The following is a 16,789-nucleotide window of genomic DNA, read 5'->3' on the forward strand; positions in this document are numbered from 1 at the left end:
GGTGAATAATACTTGTCTCAGGGACTTTTTTTGATATAAGTTTGCAGCTGGCCTCTTGAAAACAGGGGTTCCAGCTATTGGTTTTTTCAGTTTGAACTCGGTGAGGCAACAGTTGCAGACAGATAGAATATCCTGGTTGAGTATGATCCCTATGCGTTTGCAGGCCTTGCCCACTTTACACAAGAAGCTGCTGCTCAGCTCTGGGTTATTGGTGGGCGCGGCGTTGCTTTGGCCCGGGACTCACGAAGTCACGCCACAACGTATTCCCTTGCATCTGGATATTGAAGCTCTGCTGCCTCAAGTCGGCACTGAGCCTTCGGTTGTTGAATTGGTCGGCCCGGACTTTGAACGTGTGATCCAAAGTGGTGACACCCTCAGCGTATTGTTCCAAAAGGCAGGTGTCGGCCAGCAGACCATGTACAAGGTGCTGGAAGCCGATTTGGATATTCTGGCGCTCGATACCCTGCAACCGGGTAACAGGATCCGCTTTTGGATCGATGAGCAGGGCAACCTGACCCAGCTTGAACTCTACTTCAACGCCGCACATCAGGTGCTGTTCAAACGTTTCGACGATGGTGGTTATGGGGTTGAAGAGATCAACATCGAAGGCGTCTGGCAAAACCGGATTGTCAGCGGTGAAATCCAGGGGTCTTTCTATCGCTCGGCGCAGCGGGTCGGCCTGAGCGCCGCCGAAATTCAAAAAATTGAGAGCCTGCTGAAGGAAAAGCTTAATTTTGCCCGGGATCTGCGTGCCGGCGACCACTTTTCTGTGCTGATGAATGATCAGTACATAGAAGGAGAGTCGACCGGTGTCAGCCAGGTGCTGGGATTACGCATTCAAAACGGCCGCAATGAAATCACTGCATTTCAGAGTACAGATGGTAACTTCTATGATGAGAAAGGACGTAGCCTGGCTCGGGCCTTCCAGCGGATCCCGCTGGAGAAGCGCTATAGGATCAGCTCATCATTCAATCCCAATCGTCGTCACCCGGTTACAGGACGGGTTTCTCCCCATAACGGCACCGACTTTGCCGTACCGATAGGCACCAAGGTCGTGGCACCGGGCGACGGTGTGGTGACTCTGGTGACCAATCACAGATACGCCGGGAAATATATAGTGATAGAGCACGGCAACAAATACCGTACCCGATATCTGCATCTGTCCAAACCTTTGGTGCACAAGGGCCAGAGAGTCAGTCGTGGCCAGGTTATTGCGCTTTCCGGTAATACCGGGCGTTCGACCGGACCGCATCTGCATTATGAGTTTCATGTCAATGGGCGGCCGGTGAATGCCATGAAGGCGGATATCCCCATGGCCAGCCAACTCTCCAAAGAGCAGATGCGTGAGTTCAGCCAATTGGTCAGTACCCGCAAGATGATGATGGATCTCGGTTAAATCCGCTTATTGGTTTTGCTGTAGCCAGCGCTTAACGGCGCTGGCTTTTTTATAAGCCAATTTTACCCATCCAGGCCCATTTGTTAGGGTGTGGAGAGAACCTGAGTGCAACAGGAGGAAAAATGAAGTTATGGCATGCACTGGTATTAGTGTTAATGAGCCTGGCGTTGCCGGTTACGGCGGCCGAAGAGCCCCCAAAACCTTATTCGGAGCAGAGTATTTACGATAAGCCCTTGATGGAGCGCTATGTGCTCGATGAGCTCAAGTCGATACGGCAAGACATGCAGTCGCTGGAAAAACGGGTCACTGTCGATATTACCGACCGGGAGCTGGCGGTTGCCGACAAGTCGATGAACTATGCCAATGTGACTGTGACCTACTTCTTCTATCTTATCGCTGCTGCGGTGTCACTGATCGCTCTGGTAGGTTGGCAGTCACTTAAGGATATTCGCGACAAGACTCAAGAAATGGCCAACGAGAAACTGGAGGCGATTGCCGCCCAATACGAGAAAAAGTTTCAGGAGATGGAGCGTGAGCTGAAACGCAAGAGCCGGATCATTACTGAAAACAACAAGGAAATTGAGCGGATCAACGAGATACACAACCTATGGATCCGTGCTCAACATTCGCAGACGCCGGAGCAGCGAATCGAGATCTACAACGATATTCTCAAAATACGTCCGGGCGATCTCGAGGCCTTAACCTACAAGGCCGATGCCGCCATGGAAATGGGCGAGTATCACTGGGCGATGAGCATCTGTAACCGGGTGTTGGAAGTGGATCCCAAGAACGCCAATGCGCTTTATCAGCGAGCCTGTGCCTTTACCCGCATGGGCTCGGAAGAGCAGGCTATTTCCGATCTGGAATTGGCTGTGGGTTTCAGTGCCTCACTGAGTGAGGCAGCCAAGGAGGAGAAAGACTTTGATTCCTTGCATGGCTACAAACGTTTTGACGATCTGATCAGCGACGACTGACAGTAATGTCGGGCAATTATCTAGTCCTGCGGAAGGGTTAACCTGCCTGCTGTAGCCGCTGTTGATACTTAAGGGCGCAGCGGCACAGTTTGCCCTTGAGTGCCGGGCAGCCGCCGCAGGGGGATTTCTTAAAGGGGCGCAGCGCAAAGCTCATGCTGCCGGTCTGGGGCTTTAGGCTGTGAAGTTGTCCGAGTTCGACAGAAGCTTGATTGGCGGCAATCCAGGTGCCGGCTCGGTTTTGCAGCTCTGCCTTGAGCAGTTTCTTTTGCGGTTTTTTGAGCTTCTTTTGCCGGGAGAGTTCAGTGGGCAGTTGCTGCTCTAATGCGCTAACCAAGTTTTTGCCAAGGCGTTTGCGGCTGGACTTGCCGAGTGCGGGTTGCGTCTTTTTCAACGCCTTCTTGGCCTGCTTATGGCATATCTTGGAAATATGCTTGCTTATCTTGGGCATAAACCACTCCACATCTAATCGGTATCGTCTGCTAAAACAGAAAAGCGCTGTCATATGCCGACCTGGTTAATCGCAGCATTCAATGACGGCCTGAAAAGTCAGAGTAAAAAAGCAAAGTCGATACCTGGAACTGAAAGTGATTTTAAATGAAAACTATTATCAGTCAATAAAAGATTGTTAATAAACAGAACTCTCCTGTGGTTACTTTTATCTTCAATGAGGGTTTGATAGACGGTTGAAACAGATGACCCGGCAAATGCCGGGTCATAGTTATTCTATCTGACGGGTTATTTTACCTGACAGGCTGAATATCAGATGCAACGCTGTTTCAGGTTTACTCTTGGGCGAGAGTCACTTCATTCCTGCAAGAGCGGACCGGAGCCGAAAACCCTAACCTTGAATTCGTTTTAGAAAATCCAGCGCGCCACAAACCGCGGCTACCTGGGCGGCATTGCACTGTTCATCGCTTGCCTGCGGGCTGTCCGGGTAGACTTCTGTGGTGCAGGTGTATGGGGCATTGGTAACCGAGGCACATAGACCAAGCTGCTTGAGCGGATAACGGATAACGCCGTGGTCGACCACAGGAGAGCCGATGATATTGCCGTCTTTGTCGGCCGGAGCGATATGGGTCACTTTGGCGACCGCTTCGATAATGGCTCGTTGGAATTCAGGTTGCGGCATGGCTTCATCATCTACCACATAAAAACCGTCCGGGATCTCACCGGGAGCTATGATTTTGCCATCGCGGGCCGCCAGCGCCGGGCGAAACTCGGTTTCATCCGTATCTGTGGTTTCATGCAGATCGATATGAGCCAGGAAAGGGGCGCCGTGGCTAGCAACCAGAGCCATCAATGCGGCAGACTCTTCTGCCGGGCTGGGTTCAAAGAAGGAACGGTTGGGATCGATAGCCAAAGGATTCCAACGGTTGATGACTTCGTATCCCCAAGGGCTGACACAGGGAACGACCATGAGGTTGAAATCCGCTTGATAACGTTCGGCTTCCTGCTCAAGAAACTGCAGCGCACCTTGAACGCCACTGGTTTCATAACCGTGGATCCCGCCTGTGACCAATACCCAGGGCTTATCTGCCTGTGGCGATTTACTCTGCAGGGCGAGCAGGGGATAACGTTCCGGGTCATAACTTAAGGCGCCGTACCGGCGGCATTCAAAAGCTGTCTTGAGGGCATAGATCTTGTCGAGCACCTGTTCACGGTAGCTGCGTTTTATGTTTTGGGTGGCGCGCCAGGCGGATTTTTCGGCCTCTCCCCAGGGAATACCTGGAGTGCCTATAGGGTATTCTTGACTCATGGATTGCCTCCTTATTTCTTTTCTAAACGTGTATGAATGGCGTATGAATAGCAAAACGCAGCCCATTAGGCTGCGTTTATTCTGGAAGAAAATGTTACTGGGCGTTAAAGGCCTGACCGTTTTCCTGCAGGCTGTCGTCGCCCATCAGATATAGATAAACGGGCATTATCTGCTCTGGCGTCTTGAGATCCAGAGGGTTCTCTGCCGGATAAGCCTTGGCGCGCATGCCGGTGCGGGTTGCTCCCGGATTGATACTGTTGGCGCGCACCTGGGTGCCTTCACATTCATGAGCCAGCACCTGCATCATGCCTTCGGTAGCAAACTTGGAGAAGGCATATGGGCCCCAGTAAGCGCGGCCCTTACGGCCAACACTGCTGGAGGTAAAAATAATTGAGGCGTGCTCGGCCTTGCGCATCACTGGCAACAGTGCCTTGGTCATCATCACTTCGGCCACCACATTGACCTTGAGCAGATCTTCCAGTGACTGAATATCGATATGTTCAAACGGCCCCAAAGCGCCTAACAGGCTGGCATTATGCAGCAGGCCATCGAGCTTGCCGAATTGCTGCTCTATGGTTTCGGCCATGTCGCGGTAGTTTTGTTCGCTGGCGCCCTTGAGATCCAGAGGCACAATCGCTGGAGTCGGGCCACCGGCGGCTTCAATTTCATCGTAAACGGCTTCCAGCTTCTTGACCGTCTTGCCCAGCAGGATCACTGTGGCGCCATGGGCGGCATAGGTTTTGGCTGCGGTTTTACCGATACCGTCGCCTGCGCCGGTTACCAGAATCGTTTTGCCCTTGAGAAGATCTTTTGCTGCTTGATATTCCAACATGGGGAGTTATTTCCTCTTCGCGCTAAAGCCCGCCAATACTCGACTCACTACAGCGGTATACATCTGTTTAAAACAAATGACTGTTCATAGTTACTTTTCGTTGCGGCCAACTGTGACAAAAATGTAGCTAACTCAATATTTTTACGTTAACTTGAGACGAGCTGAGTACAGATTTCAGCTCCTCTGGTCACAGTGTCTGGGGTATTGTGACCAATTTCTTGGGGAAAACAAAATTATTACAACAAGATTTGGGGAAAAAAGATGAAAAGACTCATTTTGGGTGTTGCAATCACATCTGCACTTGGACTGACAGCATGTGGTGAAGACAGCTATAACGAACTTAAGGATAAGACGGAGCCGCTCATCCCTGAGTCCCATTTGGTGTTTGATCCTGCCAAAGCTGAAGTTCCCTTGCCAAACGACCTACTGCTCAACGGCACCACAGACGGTACCTTGAATATTCCCGGAGAAGCCTCCGGTGACTATACCAATCCGCAGCTGGCGCTGGGCGCGCTGGATGGCTGGTCAACCACGCAACCGATAACCATAGATATTGAACCTTCCAAAGATAACAGCGGCAATACCCTGAGCCTGCTGGCATCTTCCGTGGCCCAGCCAGGAGCGGTGAGAATGTTTGAAGCCGTCAGCGGCGGCCCGCTTTCTTCCAAAGCCGAGTGCCAGGCCAAGCCTTCGGTTTCTGCCTGTGAAGTGGGTGAAGAGCTGGTTTGGGGGGAAGACTTCATCACTCAAGCATCCGGCAACAAGATAGTTATTGTGCCACTGAAGCCACTTAAGCCAGCTCAGTCTTATATCTACGCCACCACTAAACTCATTATGGATTCGGCCGCGCGCCCGATAGCGCCTTCCTACACCTATGGCCTGTTGAAACTGGATATCGACACAGCGCCGCTGGAAACTGCCGATCAATTGATGCTGCAAACTCTGGTAAACAGTTATGAGAAGGGCATGGCGGCGGCTCATGGCGTCGACAAGGAAAGCATTACCTATTCAGGCCTGTTTACCACCCAGTCGGTGGCCGATGTTTATGAAACCACCAAGCTGCTGATGCTGCAACCCGGTTCACCCTATGCGCCCAAGTGGCTGCAAACTCCGACTCCAGCCGGCTATACAGTGGCGATGGCAGCTGGGCTCACCCCTGCTGACGGCATAGCCTATGTATTGGCGGATTTGGCCGATGTCTACACAGCGGCCATTGAAGTGCCGGTTTACGGCACTTGTTCATCGGCAAGCTGTGACGGCATTAACGGTTACTGGCAAGCCCAGGGCGACAGCCCGGTATCTGTGTTGCTGGCGTTGCAGGCCGGTACTCTGAGCCAGGAGAACTTTGCCGCCCAGGCGATGGCTTACAATATAGATCCCGCCGCTGCACTGGCCAACCCTTCCTTGTTGGCCGGCAAAGCGTGGAAACTGGATGATGACAGTGCAGTCGATAAGACTAAGCACCTGACCCGTTTTAATCCTATTCCGGCTATTCGCAACTACGAAACTGTGCCTGTGCTGATCTCCATGCCCAACGCCACTAAGCTTGCGGCATTTTATGCCAGCCAGGGCTTGCCTTTCACGCCACCAACCAGTGGCTGGCCTACCTCAATAGCGCTGCATGGTCTTGGTGGCGGCAAAGAGATGTCGCTGGCCTATGCCGGTAGTTATGCCGCTGCCGGTGTAGCTACGCTGGCCATAGATATGCCGCTGCACGGTGCCCGTTCATTCGATGCCAATGGTGACGGCATCTATGAAGTGTCGGCCTCAGGTGCTGCCTATGGCAATGTTATCGGTAAGCCGGATGCCTTCCAAAACGGCAATCCGCTGGTATTTGTCAATATAGAAAGCACGTTGTCGGTACGGGATAACTTCCGTCAGGCGACCATGGATCATCTGGCGCTTAGAGCCGCGATAACAGGGATGTCGGCGCAATTGGCCGAAATGGGCGCGCCTCAGGTGTTTGACAATAGCCAGATAACCGCTCAGGGGCTCAGCCTTGGCGCCATTGTCGGCACTAACTTCGCGACCTATGCCAGCACAGGTTTGAAAGACCCTGCATCCGGCACAGCGTTGCCCAACTACTATGGCATCAAGGGGGCCTCTTTGGTGGCGCCGAGCGGCGGCTTGGCGGGTTCTTTCGCCGGTTCTGCCACCTTTGCACCTTTGTTGTTTGCCAATGTGACGGCTTCCGATACCTTCAAGGCCTTGGTGAATGCGGCCAATAAACAAGGATATCAGCCGGGCTCGGCCGAATATGAAGCTCTGGTTCAGGAGGTATACGCCGAATTTATCCCTACCTTCGCCTTTGCGGTGCAAACCGGGATAGAGTCGGCCGATCCTATCAACCAGACTGCCATGCTCAAGGCCACTGGGTTGCCGGTTCATCTGGTGGAAATCGTCGGTGATGGTGCTGGTAACAAGGGCGATCAGGTTCTGCCCGGTACTGTCGCGGGCTTCCCGCTGTCCGGCACTGAGCCTTTGATTGCGACTCTGGGGCTTAACTGCGTCGATCAGACCAGTGCAGGTGGTGGCGCCGTGCGCTTTGCCAAGGGGCATCACAGCTCGCTCATCGACCCATCTGAAGTTCCGGGCGTGACCGATGGCATGGCAGCCCAGGCGACAGCGGAAATGCAGTCTCAGGTCTCTATTTTTGCTTCTTCTGCCGGTAAAGATGGTGCCAGTATTTTGGTAACAAACCCAGCAGTCTTGCAAAGTTGTGGCGGCTGAAGCGCTATTTAGTACAAGTTTCTCCATGAGCAGACGCAGCACTTGAAGTAGCCAAGTCATGGCAAATGATTTCGAAAAGCACTAAAAAATCCGATGACTTATAGTCATCGGATTTTTTTATGTGTAATTTGACTCTGGTTCAGTATTTAATTCGTATCAGAGAGATAACTTCATCAGTAATCAAAGTATGACTTAAGCTCAGAAATATGATGATCGCACTGACAAACGACATATTTGGGGGAAGACAACCTCAGTCGATAGCCACATAAAGTTTATTCGTATCTTCACATCAACTACTGACAACAGGTTGTCAGTAGCACAGGTGCATACTTGCTGTCGCACTGATAGCCAAGTGTGTAAGGCACTGGAGGATGAGCCTCCCGTGATAATTGAATTAAGATGGAGAAGATAAAATGTCAACAGAAACCCCTTTGGTCTGGAGTGAGATCCCGGTTGCTGATATGGCCCGCGCCAAGCATTTTTATCAAGAGGTTTTGGGACTGTACTGCAGAGAAGATCCTATGCCTGATTGCGAGTATGTCAGTGTCAGCCGTACCAGTAGTGATAGCGCTTGTTTAGGTTTGATCAAACACCCAAAAATGGCACCTTCATTGACGGCCTCAGTGGTTTATCTCAACCTGGGCGACAGGCTGAGTACTACTATAGGTCAGTTGGAAGCACAAGGGGTGCAGATCCTGTTGCCGCCTATGGCTATCAAGGAAGGTGAATGTGGTTATTGTGCTCAAATAGCCGATTCCGAAGGCAACCGACTTGGCTTGTGGGCCATGCAGCTGTAAGCTCAGCGCAGTTATCTTTATCGAGACCGATGTTTTGTCGGTCTTGTATGGCGTCAGCCCATTTTGCATCGAAGTTTACTTATTCTGCGAGGATGAAAAGAGGTAGAAGCAAATAGGGCAATGGAAGTTTTGTCTGGCTACAGCGACATAGGCCTGCGCCGGATGCGCGGTTTTTCAATTCGCTCTTCGGTGGCAAATCGAACATTTTTAAGGAATGGTATAAGTCATGCGCCGCGCTGACCGTTTGTTTCAGATAGTGCAGATACTGCGCCATCGCCGTTTGACCACGGCGGCGGTATTGGCCGAGCGCTTGGAAGTGTCGGTCAGAACCATCTATCGGGATATTCAGGATCTCTGTCTCAGCGGGATCCCCATCGAAGGGGAGGCGGGACTGGGCTATCTGCTGCGTCAGGAGGTGAGTGTACCACCCTTGATGTTCAACGAGGCTGAACTGGAAGCGATCCAACTGGGGATCCGTATGGTGCAGACCTGGGGCGGTAATGAACTTGGCAAGGCAGCCAAACAGGCGCTTATCAAGGTAGAAGCCGTGGTGCCGGAGCGTTTACGTGCATTGCAGAGTTTGATGTTTTCACCGGATTTCTACCTTGATCAACAAGATTTTGTCTACCTGGATCCGTTACGTATTGCCGCCAGGCTTCGCCATTTTGTGCTGCTCGGCTATCAGGATGTCAAAGGCAGTGCCAGTCAGCGCAAGATAAGGCCGCTGGCGATCTACTTTTGGCGCGGCACCTGGACTTTGCTGGCCTGGTGCGAACTGAGAGAAGATTTTCGCTCCTTTCGGGTGGACCGTATTGTTAATCTGTCACAGCTGCCGCAGCGTTTTCCTATCACCCCGGGGCAAGAGATGGAAGATTTTGTTCGCCGTATGGAAACCGACTATCAAAACCAGGCGTAAAGCCAAGACTACCCCTTATAAATGACGCGGCATCTAATAGTTCTTGATATATTGGCATTATCTTTTTTGACCCCAGTATGCTGGATTCCTACGACTATAGTCTGCTTGAGCAATAAACTATTTTCGAGAGTTTGCTGAGTCATTGCCGTGAGCTTGTTTATCACCCCAGGGTATTTATCTTTCCGCCCCGGTAAGTCATTTACGCCAATGAGATAGAGCGTAAGCAGGATTTTAGTGAAGCGGTGGCGACTTATCATGAGATGCAAAAAGCCTATGAGGCTTTCGGTGATGAGTTAATTGAAGTTCTCAGATGGTCGGTTGCGAAGAGAGCCGGTTTCATTTTGGCCAAGGTGAGCGAGGGCTGCATATGTTCTCAGCCGTCGCTGTTAGCTTCCTCAGCCATTAAACCAGAGGTTCCGGTTTAATCCCAGGGCCGGCCTACCAAACGCTCAGTTTGAATATTGCCAGTATTACAGCACAGGTCAGCAGTCCAAGACCGCCCAAAACACAAACCACTTTTTCCGGGTAGCGTGAACCCAGTTCGGGAAAGAGGATGGCGCCCAGGCTGAAGCTTGGGATCATCTCGTACAGTAACCCCATTCTCTGGTTGCTTGCCGGTGCAAATGGCGGCAGGTAGAAGTAACAGAGCAGATAAATAGCCAAGGTGGCAATCGCGAGCCATTCATAGCCCTGAAAGGGCTCATCGGCCTTGAGCAGACGGCGCAGCAGGACAATCATAATCGCCGCGATTAAAAGTAGCATGACACTTCCCTGTAAATAAAATGGCCGCCACAAACTAAGGGATCCGAGATGAGCTGACAAGCGCAAAAGAGAAAAAGCGCCGCAGGGGCGACGCTTTTTGAGGCTATTTACCAGCTCAGGTGGTAATTGATGGCAAAAGTGCGGCCACGGCCGTGATAGTCAAACATCTTCTCCGGGCCGTAAGTCGGGCTGTAGAAGTAAGCGGCTCGCTGGCCCCAAAGGGTGCTGTAGTCCTTGTCCAGCAGGTTTTCGATGCCATAGCTCAGGGTGCCGACCGCCAGTTCGATGGAGCCGAGCAGATCCAAAGTGGTATAGCTGTCTAACTCACTTCTCTGGCCATCATTTGCGTTGAAGCGATAGTCAGAGTCGGCGCTGAAGCTGTGCTCGGCCTGCAATCTTAACTGTTGGCTGTCACCGCGCCAGGCGATAAAGGCCGTGGCCTTGGAAGGTGAAGCATAGGTGACTGTCTCATCAATCCAGTCGGCGCCATTTTTGATTTCACTGCGAACCAGATGCAGGTTGCTGCCCACCTGCCAGGCGCTGCTGATATCGAAGTTCAGCTGGGCTTCCAGGCCATAGGTGCGTTTATCCTTGTCCTTGACTTCTATGGTCAGATCGCTGCGATTGACCTCAATCACCTTATCCGAAATGGCGTAATACAGACTGGCCTGGGCCTGCCAATGGTCGGCCAGATAGCGCCAGCCCAGCTCAAAGGAGTCTGTCTTGATGCCATCGAGGCGGGAATCATTGATATTGATGCTGTTGGTCAAGTGCAGATAACCATCGGCATCGGCCTGATAGCTGCCGCGACCATAGTATTTGGACAGATCCGGCAGCTCAAAGCCTTGCGAGTAGGCGAGCCACAGTTGCTGATCCCGGCTCAGTTTAGCCACCAAGCCCAGGTTAACCAGGCCGACATGGTAGTCTGTGCTGCCGCCTTTGATAGCATCGGCGCCCGGCGCTTTACCCTGGGCAATCGCCACCTGTTGGTTATAGCCGATAAAGTCATCGACGCTGTTGTCCATCTGCTGATAACGATAACCTGCGTTGAGCACCAGATAGTCGTTGATATCCCAGCTGCCCTGCAGGAAGGCTGCGATGGACTCGACACTGAAGTCGACATATCGGCCTGTGGTGAATAGTTCCTTCATGGTCAAACCGCCACTCTGGTTGGCGGCGTCGAGATCAAAACTCATCTGATCCGAGTCGAAGCTCTCCTTGTCCCAGTCGATGCCCCAGGTGAGTTTGAGGCTGTCGCTGGGCCTGGATTTCAACACGGCTTTCAGGCCATAAATGCCGGTGTTTTGTGACGAGGCCGAGAAGTTGTAAACCCCGAGGGTTTCACTGACGTAAGGGAAGGGGTGAAAGTCGAGATCTTCCTTGCGGTAAAAGCCTTGCAGGTACAAGGTTTGGCCGAGAAAGTCAGCCTGGGTATAGTTGAGGTTCAGTAAGGTTCGATCGGTTTTGGGGCTGCGATCAGCATTCAACCCCTTGCGGCTTTCGAGCAGGGAAGCATCTGAGGTGACGCCGCTGAAGTTTTCCCCCATATAGAGGCCGTGGTCGCCATCGGACTCATTGTTGTAAAACTGCACCAGGGCACTGAGGGTGGCATTGTTTGGCAGGCTCCAATCCAGGTTGGCCATCAGATCATAACCTTGGGTGTACTGCATGCCGGTTTGGGTGATATCCGGCATCACCTGATCGCCGCTGCCGTCGAACCACTGGCCATTTTCCTGCCAGGCGGCACTGAAACGTCCCTTGAGGGTATCGCTGCCACCGGCCACGGCAAAGGCAGTGCGGTAATCCAAGTCATCACTGCCGTTAAAACCCGATTTGAAACCTGCCTCGGCTTCAAAGGTATCCAGGCTGTCGGCGGCTTTTTTGGTCACTATATTGATAGCGCCGCCCAAAGCACCGCCGCCATAGAGGGCCGAGGCGCCGGCCAAGACTTCAATGCGGGCGATGTTAAAGGGATCTATGCTGTCCAGCTGGCGGCTGATCCCCCTGGAGGTGTTCATGGATACGCCGTCTATCAGCACCACCATGGCACGGCCGCGCATGTTCTGACCAAAGTTGGTCCGGCCCTGGCTGGATACGTCCATGGAGGGAACCAGGGCGGCCAGCATCTCTTTCACGCCTTTGCCGCTGTTTATCTGCTCACGGATGCTGTTTTCATCGATTAACCAAACTGTGCCGGAGAGCTCACTTATCTGGGTCGGGGTACGGTTGGCACTGACTACCATACGCTCCATCTGGGCTTCTTCGGCCAAGGCTGCTCCCATCAGCAGCAATTGACTGCAGACAGCAGCGGCAACAAGGCTCATCCGAGCCGTGGATTTGGGCATAACATTCTCCTATAAAAATCAGGGGTTAAATGAGGCACCAGACAGGGATCCAGCAGGCGAACACCAGGCTGAGTGTCTTCTTGCCGGGTTGGTATCCCAAGGCTAAAGACAGCACCAAGGCTGGTGCCAACAGCAGGATCAACAGCCGGGCATCCAGCCCAAAACTGGCCAATACCAGCATGATTGCCAGCAAGACCAATCCCTCACACCAAAGCAGTTGGTTACAGCGCAACAACAGCGGGGACGTTTCCATATTATTTTGCCTCCAGAATGAGGCTATATTTTAATTGCAAATAAAAATGGTTCGCAATTGAATTTACAGTGCGGGCGGGAATGGGGGTTACTTGTGAATGAGTCTCACGTTAACGCAATTCATCTTACATATATCGCTTTCACTCGCGTTCTTGAAAGATCAAACTTTTAGCCGGAATAGTATAAAATGACCCACCTAATTTCGGTGCAAGGCTAAGTCAGATATCAATATGGGGGTCTGTCTTGATGAAATGCCTTGCTGTCATAGAAGGAGTGTCAGTGCAGCAGAATAATCCTTATCAGGCCTCTTGTCCGGCGCAAATCTGGGTTGATGCCGATGCCTGCCCGGTTGTGGTCCGCGAGATGTTGGTGCGGGCGGCAGCGCGTACCGGCATCAATATCACTTTTGTCGCCAATCAGGCGCTCAGGATCACAGGCGCAGCCAGTGTCAAAACCTTACAGGTGCCCAAGGGATTTGATGTGGCCGATAACGAAATCGTGCGCCTGTGTCACGCCGGTGATTTGGTGATTAGTAATGATATTCCGCTGGCGGCCGAAGTGATAGACAAGGGCGCCAAGGCGCTCAATAGCCGTGGTGAGCTGCTGAATCGAGACAATGTGCGTGCCCGCCTCAATATGCGGGATTTTCTCGATACCCTGCGTGCCAGCGGTATAGATACCGGCGGCAGTCCCAAGTTGAGCCAGGCAGATAGACAGGCCTTTGCTAATGAGCTGGATAAATATCTGCTGCACTGGCAGCGCGCTAAGACGCGTCAGGGCTAAGCCGGCCAAGCCATAGTTCGCTCAGAGAATCAAAAGCCTGGAAACTTGAAAGTTCAGCGATTCGAAAGTTCAGCGATTCGAAAACATAGTGGCTCGCAAGTTTCGCGGCTATGCAAGATTCAGAGCCGATACAGAATTTATTTCCGATTTAAGATTTGGCTGCAGCTCAAGACCTGTCATCCATTCAAGACTTAACGCTCCATTCAAGACTGGGCATCCACTCAAGAGTCGGCCAGATCCGGCGCCTCCGGCAGCGCCTGCTGCAGAAAGTCCAAGAGCAGGCTGACCTTGGGCGACAGATGGCGGTTCTGTGGGTATAAGGCCCAAATCCCCTCCGGCGCCGCCTGGTAAGCCTCAAGCACTGATACCAGGGCGCCGCTGGCGAGATCCTCGCCGACATAATAATCGGGCAGTTGCACCAGCCCGAGCCCTTTGCGAGCAGCATCCAATAGCCCTGGGCCAGAATTACACACCAAGCGGCCACTCAAACGCCATTGACGTTCCTGACCCTGCTCGATAAAACGCCAGTAAGGGTGGTTACCCAGCAAACATTGATGCCGGTGCAGCTCGCCCAGAGTGTGGGGCACGCCGTGGTTGGCTAGATACTCCGGGCTGGCACAGACATAATTGCGGCGACTGCCAAGACGCCGCGCCATCAAGCTGGAATCCGCCAGCTTACCCAGTCGAATCGCCAAATCATAACCGCCATCAATCAGATCCAGTGTCTTGTTGTTGAGATCCAGTTGCAGATCCAGCTTGGGGTGCAGGCAGAGAAAGTCATTCAGCAGCGGCAGAATAAACTGCTCGCCGTAAGTGACAGGCGCCGTCACCCGCAGCAAGCCCTGCGGGGTTTGTTTCAAACTGCCAAGGGCGCGTTCGGCTTCTTCTATACCATCTTGCAGCAAGCGGCAGTGGCGATAATAAAGCTGACCCTCTTCACTGAGCGACACCTTGCGGGTAGTGCGATAGAAGAGTTTGCTCGCCAGGCGTTTCTCCAGCGCGGCGATTTGGCGGCTTATCTGCGCCACAGACAAGTTGAGCCGCTCGGCGGCGCGGGTAAAGCTCTGGCTCTCGGCCACGGCGATAAATTCGCTGATCCCTTCCCAGTGGTTCATTATTACTTCTCAGTAAAAGTGATTTGTATATTTGGCTGATTATCTTTTATTTGGGAATAAATACAATGTTGGCATCCGGTTTATGAGCCAAGAGGTTCGATACCGAATCAATCACAACAGAAGGAAGCGACAATGACAGACAAATTTATCAAGTCCCGCGCCGCCGTAGCCTGGGCCGCCGGTGAACCGTTGAAGATGGAAGAGGTGGATGTGATGTTGCCCAAGGCCGGTGAGGTATTGGTGCGCATTGTTGCCAGCGGTGTGTGTCATACCGATGCCTTTACTTTGAGCGGCGACGACCCAGAAGGTGTGTTTCCGGCCATTCTCGGCCATGAGGGCGGCGGCATAGTGGAGATGGTCGGCGAAGGCGTCACCAGTGTGGCGGTGGGCGATCATGTTATTCCTCTTTACACGCCTGAATGCGGTGAGTGTAAGTTCTGCCGCTCCGGCAAGACCAACCTGTGTCAGAAGATCCGCGAGACTCAGGGCAAGGGCCTGATGCCGGATGGTACCACCCGTTTCTTCAAAGACGGCAAGCCGATTTTCCACTACATGGGCTGCTCGACTTTCTCTGAATATACGGTATTGCCTGAGATCTCCCTGGCCAAGGTTAACAAATCGGCACCGCTGGAAGAGATCTGTCTTCTGGGCTGCGGTGTTACTACCGGCATGGGCGCTGTAATGAACACCGCCAAGGTGGAAGAGGGCGCCACCGTGGCCATCTTCGGGCTCGGCGGCATAGGGTTGTCGGCGGTGATTGGCGCGGTGATGGCCAAGGCCGGTCGCATCATAGGCATAGATGTCAATGAGTCCAAGTTTGAACTGGCGAAGAAGCTGGGGGCGACCGAGTGCATCAACCCCAAAGACTATGACAAACCTATTCAGCAGGTGATTGTGGATTTGACCGACGGCGGCGTCGATTACTCGTTCGAGTGTATCGGCAATGTGGATGTGATGCGTTCGGCGCTCGAGTGTTGCCACAAGGGCTGGGGAGAGTCAGTGATCATTGGGGTTGCCGGTGCCGGGCAGGAGATCTCTACCAGACCCTTCCAGTTGGTGACTGGCCGGGTGTGGAAAGGTTCGGCTTTCGGTGGTGTCAAAGGACGCTCACAGTTGCCTGGCATAGTGGAAGATTATCTGGCCGGTAAATTCAAGCTGGATGACTTTATCACCCACACCATGGGGCTTGAAGATATCAATGAAGCCTTCGAGCTGATGCATGAAGGCAAGAGCATTCGCAGCGTGATCCACTTCTGAGGACCTTCTGATGGAAAATATCAGTAACAACAGGTCGTTTGGAGGCTGGCACAAGCAGTATCGTCATTACTCCAGCAGTCTGAACTGCGAGATGCGTTTCGCCATCTATCTGCCGGAGCAGGCCAATAGCCAAAAGGTACCTGTGCTGTATTGGCTCTCCGGGTTGACCTGTACGGATGAGAACTTTATGCAAAAGGCCGGGGCCCAGCGCCTCGCGTCTCAGCTGGGGCTGGCCATTGTTTGCCCGGATACCAGCCCGCGCGGAGAAGGTGTGGCCGATGCCGATGATGCCGCCTACGATCTGGGGTTGGGGGCCGGTTTTTATGTCAATGCTACCCAGGCTCCCTGGAGCAGCCACTATCGTATGTATGACTATGTGGTAGATGAGTTGCCGGCATTGATAGAACAGCACTTTCCGGTATCGGATAAGCGCGCCATTGCCGGCCACTCAATGGGCGGCCACGGCGCGCTGATGATAGCCCTTAAAAATCCGGGCCGTTATCTCAGCGCCAGTGCCTTTGCCCCCATCAGTCATCCTAGCCAGTGCCCTTGGGGCCAGAAGGCGTTTGCAGCCTATCTTGGCAGCGACAGGGAGGCTTGGAAGGCCTATGACACGGTAGAGCTGATAAAAAGTGGTGCCAAAGGGCTACCGATGCGGGTTGATCAGGGCGAGAGTGATCTGTTCCTGGCCGAGCAGTTACTGCCACAGGCCTTGCGGGCCGCCGCCACTGATGCTGGAATTGCGCTGAGTTTTCACAGCCACCCCGGCTATGATCACAGCTACTATTTTATCGCCTCATTTATCGACGAGCAGCTTAAGTTTCATGCCAGCCATCTGGGCTTGTAAACGCTGAGCCTCTAAAACGCTCAGTCA

At 52.9% G+C, this 16,789-nt stretch carries 15 protein-coding genes; 8 read left to right on the top strand and 7 right to left on the bottom strand.

Annotated elements, in window-relative coordinates; translation table 11 throughout:
* Window positions 1–112 precede the first annotated feature (112 nt).
* Window positions 113–1,396 carry a peptidoglycan DD-metalloendopeptidase family protein gene (locus tag ACMHXE_RS17790; protein WP_373296837.1) on the top strand — a complete coding sequence of 428 codons (1,284 nt, stop codon included), beginning with the start codon at window positions 113–115 and terminating at the stop codon, window positions 1,394–1,396.
* Window positions 1,397–1,518: 122 nt separating this feature from the next.
* On the top strand, window positions 1,519–2,370 hold the full coding sequence (locus ACMHXE_RS17795; RefSeq protein WP_101055810.1) for a TPR end-of-group domain-containing protein: 852 nt from the start codon (window positions 1,519–1,521) through the stop codon (window positions 2,368–2,370).
* A gap of 37 nt (window positions 2,371–2,407) precedes the next feature.
* Here ACMHXE_RS17795 and ACMHXE_RS17800 read toward each other — a convergent pair whose 3' ends face one another.
* From ACMHXE_RS17800 to ACMHXE_RS17810, 3 genes are all read right to left on the bottom strand, one after another.
* Complete coding sequence (locus ACMHXE_RS17800) at window positions 2,408–2,818, bottom strand: hypothetical protein (protein WP_101055811.1); 411 nt, start codon at window positions 2,816–2,818, stop codon at window positions 2,408–2,410.
* A 390-nt stretch (window positions 2,819–3,208) separates the two neighbouring features.
* A complete protein-coding gene (locus tag ACMHXE_RS17805; RefSeq protein ID WP_101055812.1) occupies window positions 3,209–4,126 on the bottom strand; it encodes a M14 family metallocarboxypeptidase in 918 nt (305 codons plus the stop codon).
* 94 nt (window positions 4,127–4,220) lie between these two features.
* Window positions 4,221–4,958 carry a YciK family oxidoreductase gene (locus ACMHXE_RS17810; RefSeq protein WP_039033424.1) on the bottom strand — a complete coding sequence of 246 codons (738 nt, stop codon included), beginning with the start codon at window positions 4,956–4,958 and terminating at the stop codon, window positions 4,221–4,223.
* A gap of 261 nt (window positions 4,959–5,219) precedes the next feature.
* Here ACMHXE_RS17810 and ACMHXE_RS17815 point away from each other — a divergent pair, with 261 nt between their 5' ends.
* The 3 genes from ACMHXE_RS17815 (at window position 5,220) to ACMHXE_RS17825 (ending at window position 9,401) form a co-directional block, all read left to right on the top strand.
* Complete coding sequence (locus tag ACMHXE_RS17815; RefSeq protein ID WP_101055813.1) at window positions 5,220–7,688, top strand: VolA/Pla-1 family phospholipase; 2,469 nt, start codon at window positions 5,220–5,222, stop codon at window positions 7,686–7,688.
* Between the two features lie 413 nt (window positions 7,689–8,101).
* Complete coding sequence (locus ACMHXE_RS17820; RefSeq protein WP_101055814.1) at window positions 8,102–8,485, top strand: VOC family protein; 384 nt, start codon at window positions 8,102–8,104, stop codon at window positions 8,483–8,485.
* A gap of 226 nt (window positions 8,486–8,711) precedes the next feature.
* A complete protein-coding gene (locus ACMHXE_RS17825; RefSeq protein WP_101055815.1) occupies window positions 8,712–9,401 on the top strand; it encodes a helix-turn-helix transcriptional regulator in 690 nt (229 codons plus the stop codon).
* 438 nt (window positions 9,402–9,839) lie between these two features.
* Here the strand turns inward: ACMHXE_RS17825 and ACMHXE_RS17830 are convergent, their stop codons facing one another.
* The 3 genes from ACMHXE_RS17830 to ACMHXE_RS17840 form a co-directional block, all read right to left on the bottom strand.
* On the bottom strand, window positions 9,840–10,163 hold the full coding sequence (locus ACMHXE_RS17830) for a hypothetical protein (RefSeq protein WP_101055817.1): 324 nt from the start codon (window positions 10,161–10,163) through the stop codon (window positions 9,840–9,842).
* A gap of 107 nt (window positions 10,164–10,270) precedes the next feature.
* Window positions 10,271–12,508 carry a TonB-dependent receptor gene (locus ACMHXE_RS17835; RefSeq protein ID WP_413732951.1) on the bottom strand — a complete coding sequence of 746 codons (2,238 nt, stop codon included), beginning with the start codon at window positions 12,506–12,508 and terminating at the stop codon, window positions 10,271–10,273.
* Window positions 12,509–12,533: 25 nt separating this feature from the next.
* Entirely contained in the window at window positions 12,534–12,761 is a 228-nt protein-coding gene (locus ACMHXE_RS17840; protein ID WP_039033419.1) for a hypothetical protein, read from the bottom strand.
* Between the two features lie 278 nt (window positions 12,762–13,039).
* On the opposite strand from ACMHXE_RS17840, the gene ACMHXE_RS17845 reads away from it, so the two are divergent.
* A complete protein-coding gene (locus ACMHXE_RS17845) occupies window positions 13,040–13,543 on the top strand; it encodes a YaiI/YqxD family protein (RefSeq protein ID WP_256213869.1) in 504 nt (167 codons plus the stop codon).
* 221 nt (window positions 13,544–13,764) lie between these two features.
* Here ACMHXE_RS17845 and ACMHXE_RS17850 read toward each other — a convergent pair whose 3' ends face one another.
* Window positions 13,765–14,658 (bottom strand): LysR substrate-binding domain-containing protein, encoded by an 894-nt coding sequence (locus ACMHXE_RS17850; RefSeq protein WP_162206223.1) that lies wholly within the window; start codon window positions 14,656–14,658, stop codon window positions 13,765–13,767.
* A gap of 132 nt (window positions 14,659–14,790) precedes the next feature.
* On the opposite strand from ACMHXE_RS17850, the gene ACMHXE_RS17855 reads away from it, so the two are divergent.
* Together ACMHXE_RS17855 and fghA are read left to right on the top strand one after the other, a co-directional pair.
* Window positions 14,791–15,915, top strand: a complete 1,125-nt coding sequence (locus ACMHXE_RS17855) for an S-(hydroxymethyl)glutathione dehydrogenase/class III alcohol dehydrogenase (protein WP_028781420.1) — start codon at window positions 14,791–14,793, stop codon at window positions 15,913–15,915.
* A 10-nt stretch (window positions 15,916–15,925) separates the two neighbouring features.
* Entirely contained in the window at window positions 15,926–16,762 is an 837-nt protein-coding gene (gene fghA, locus ACMHXE_RS17860; protein WP_101055821.1) for an S-formylglutathione hydrolase, read from the top strand.
* The last annotated feature ends 27 nt before the right edge of the window (window positions 16,763–16,789 follow it).

It is taken from the genome of Shewanella sp. BJSY2023SW007, assembly GCF_047314525.1.
Lineage (GTDB): Bacteria > Pseudomonadota > Gammaproteobacteria > Enterobacterales > Shewanellaceae > Shewanella > Shewanella chilikensis.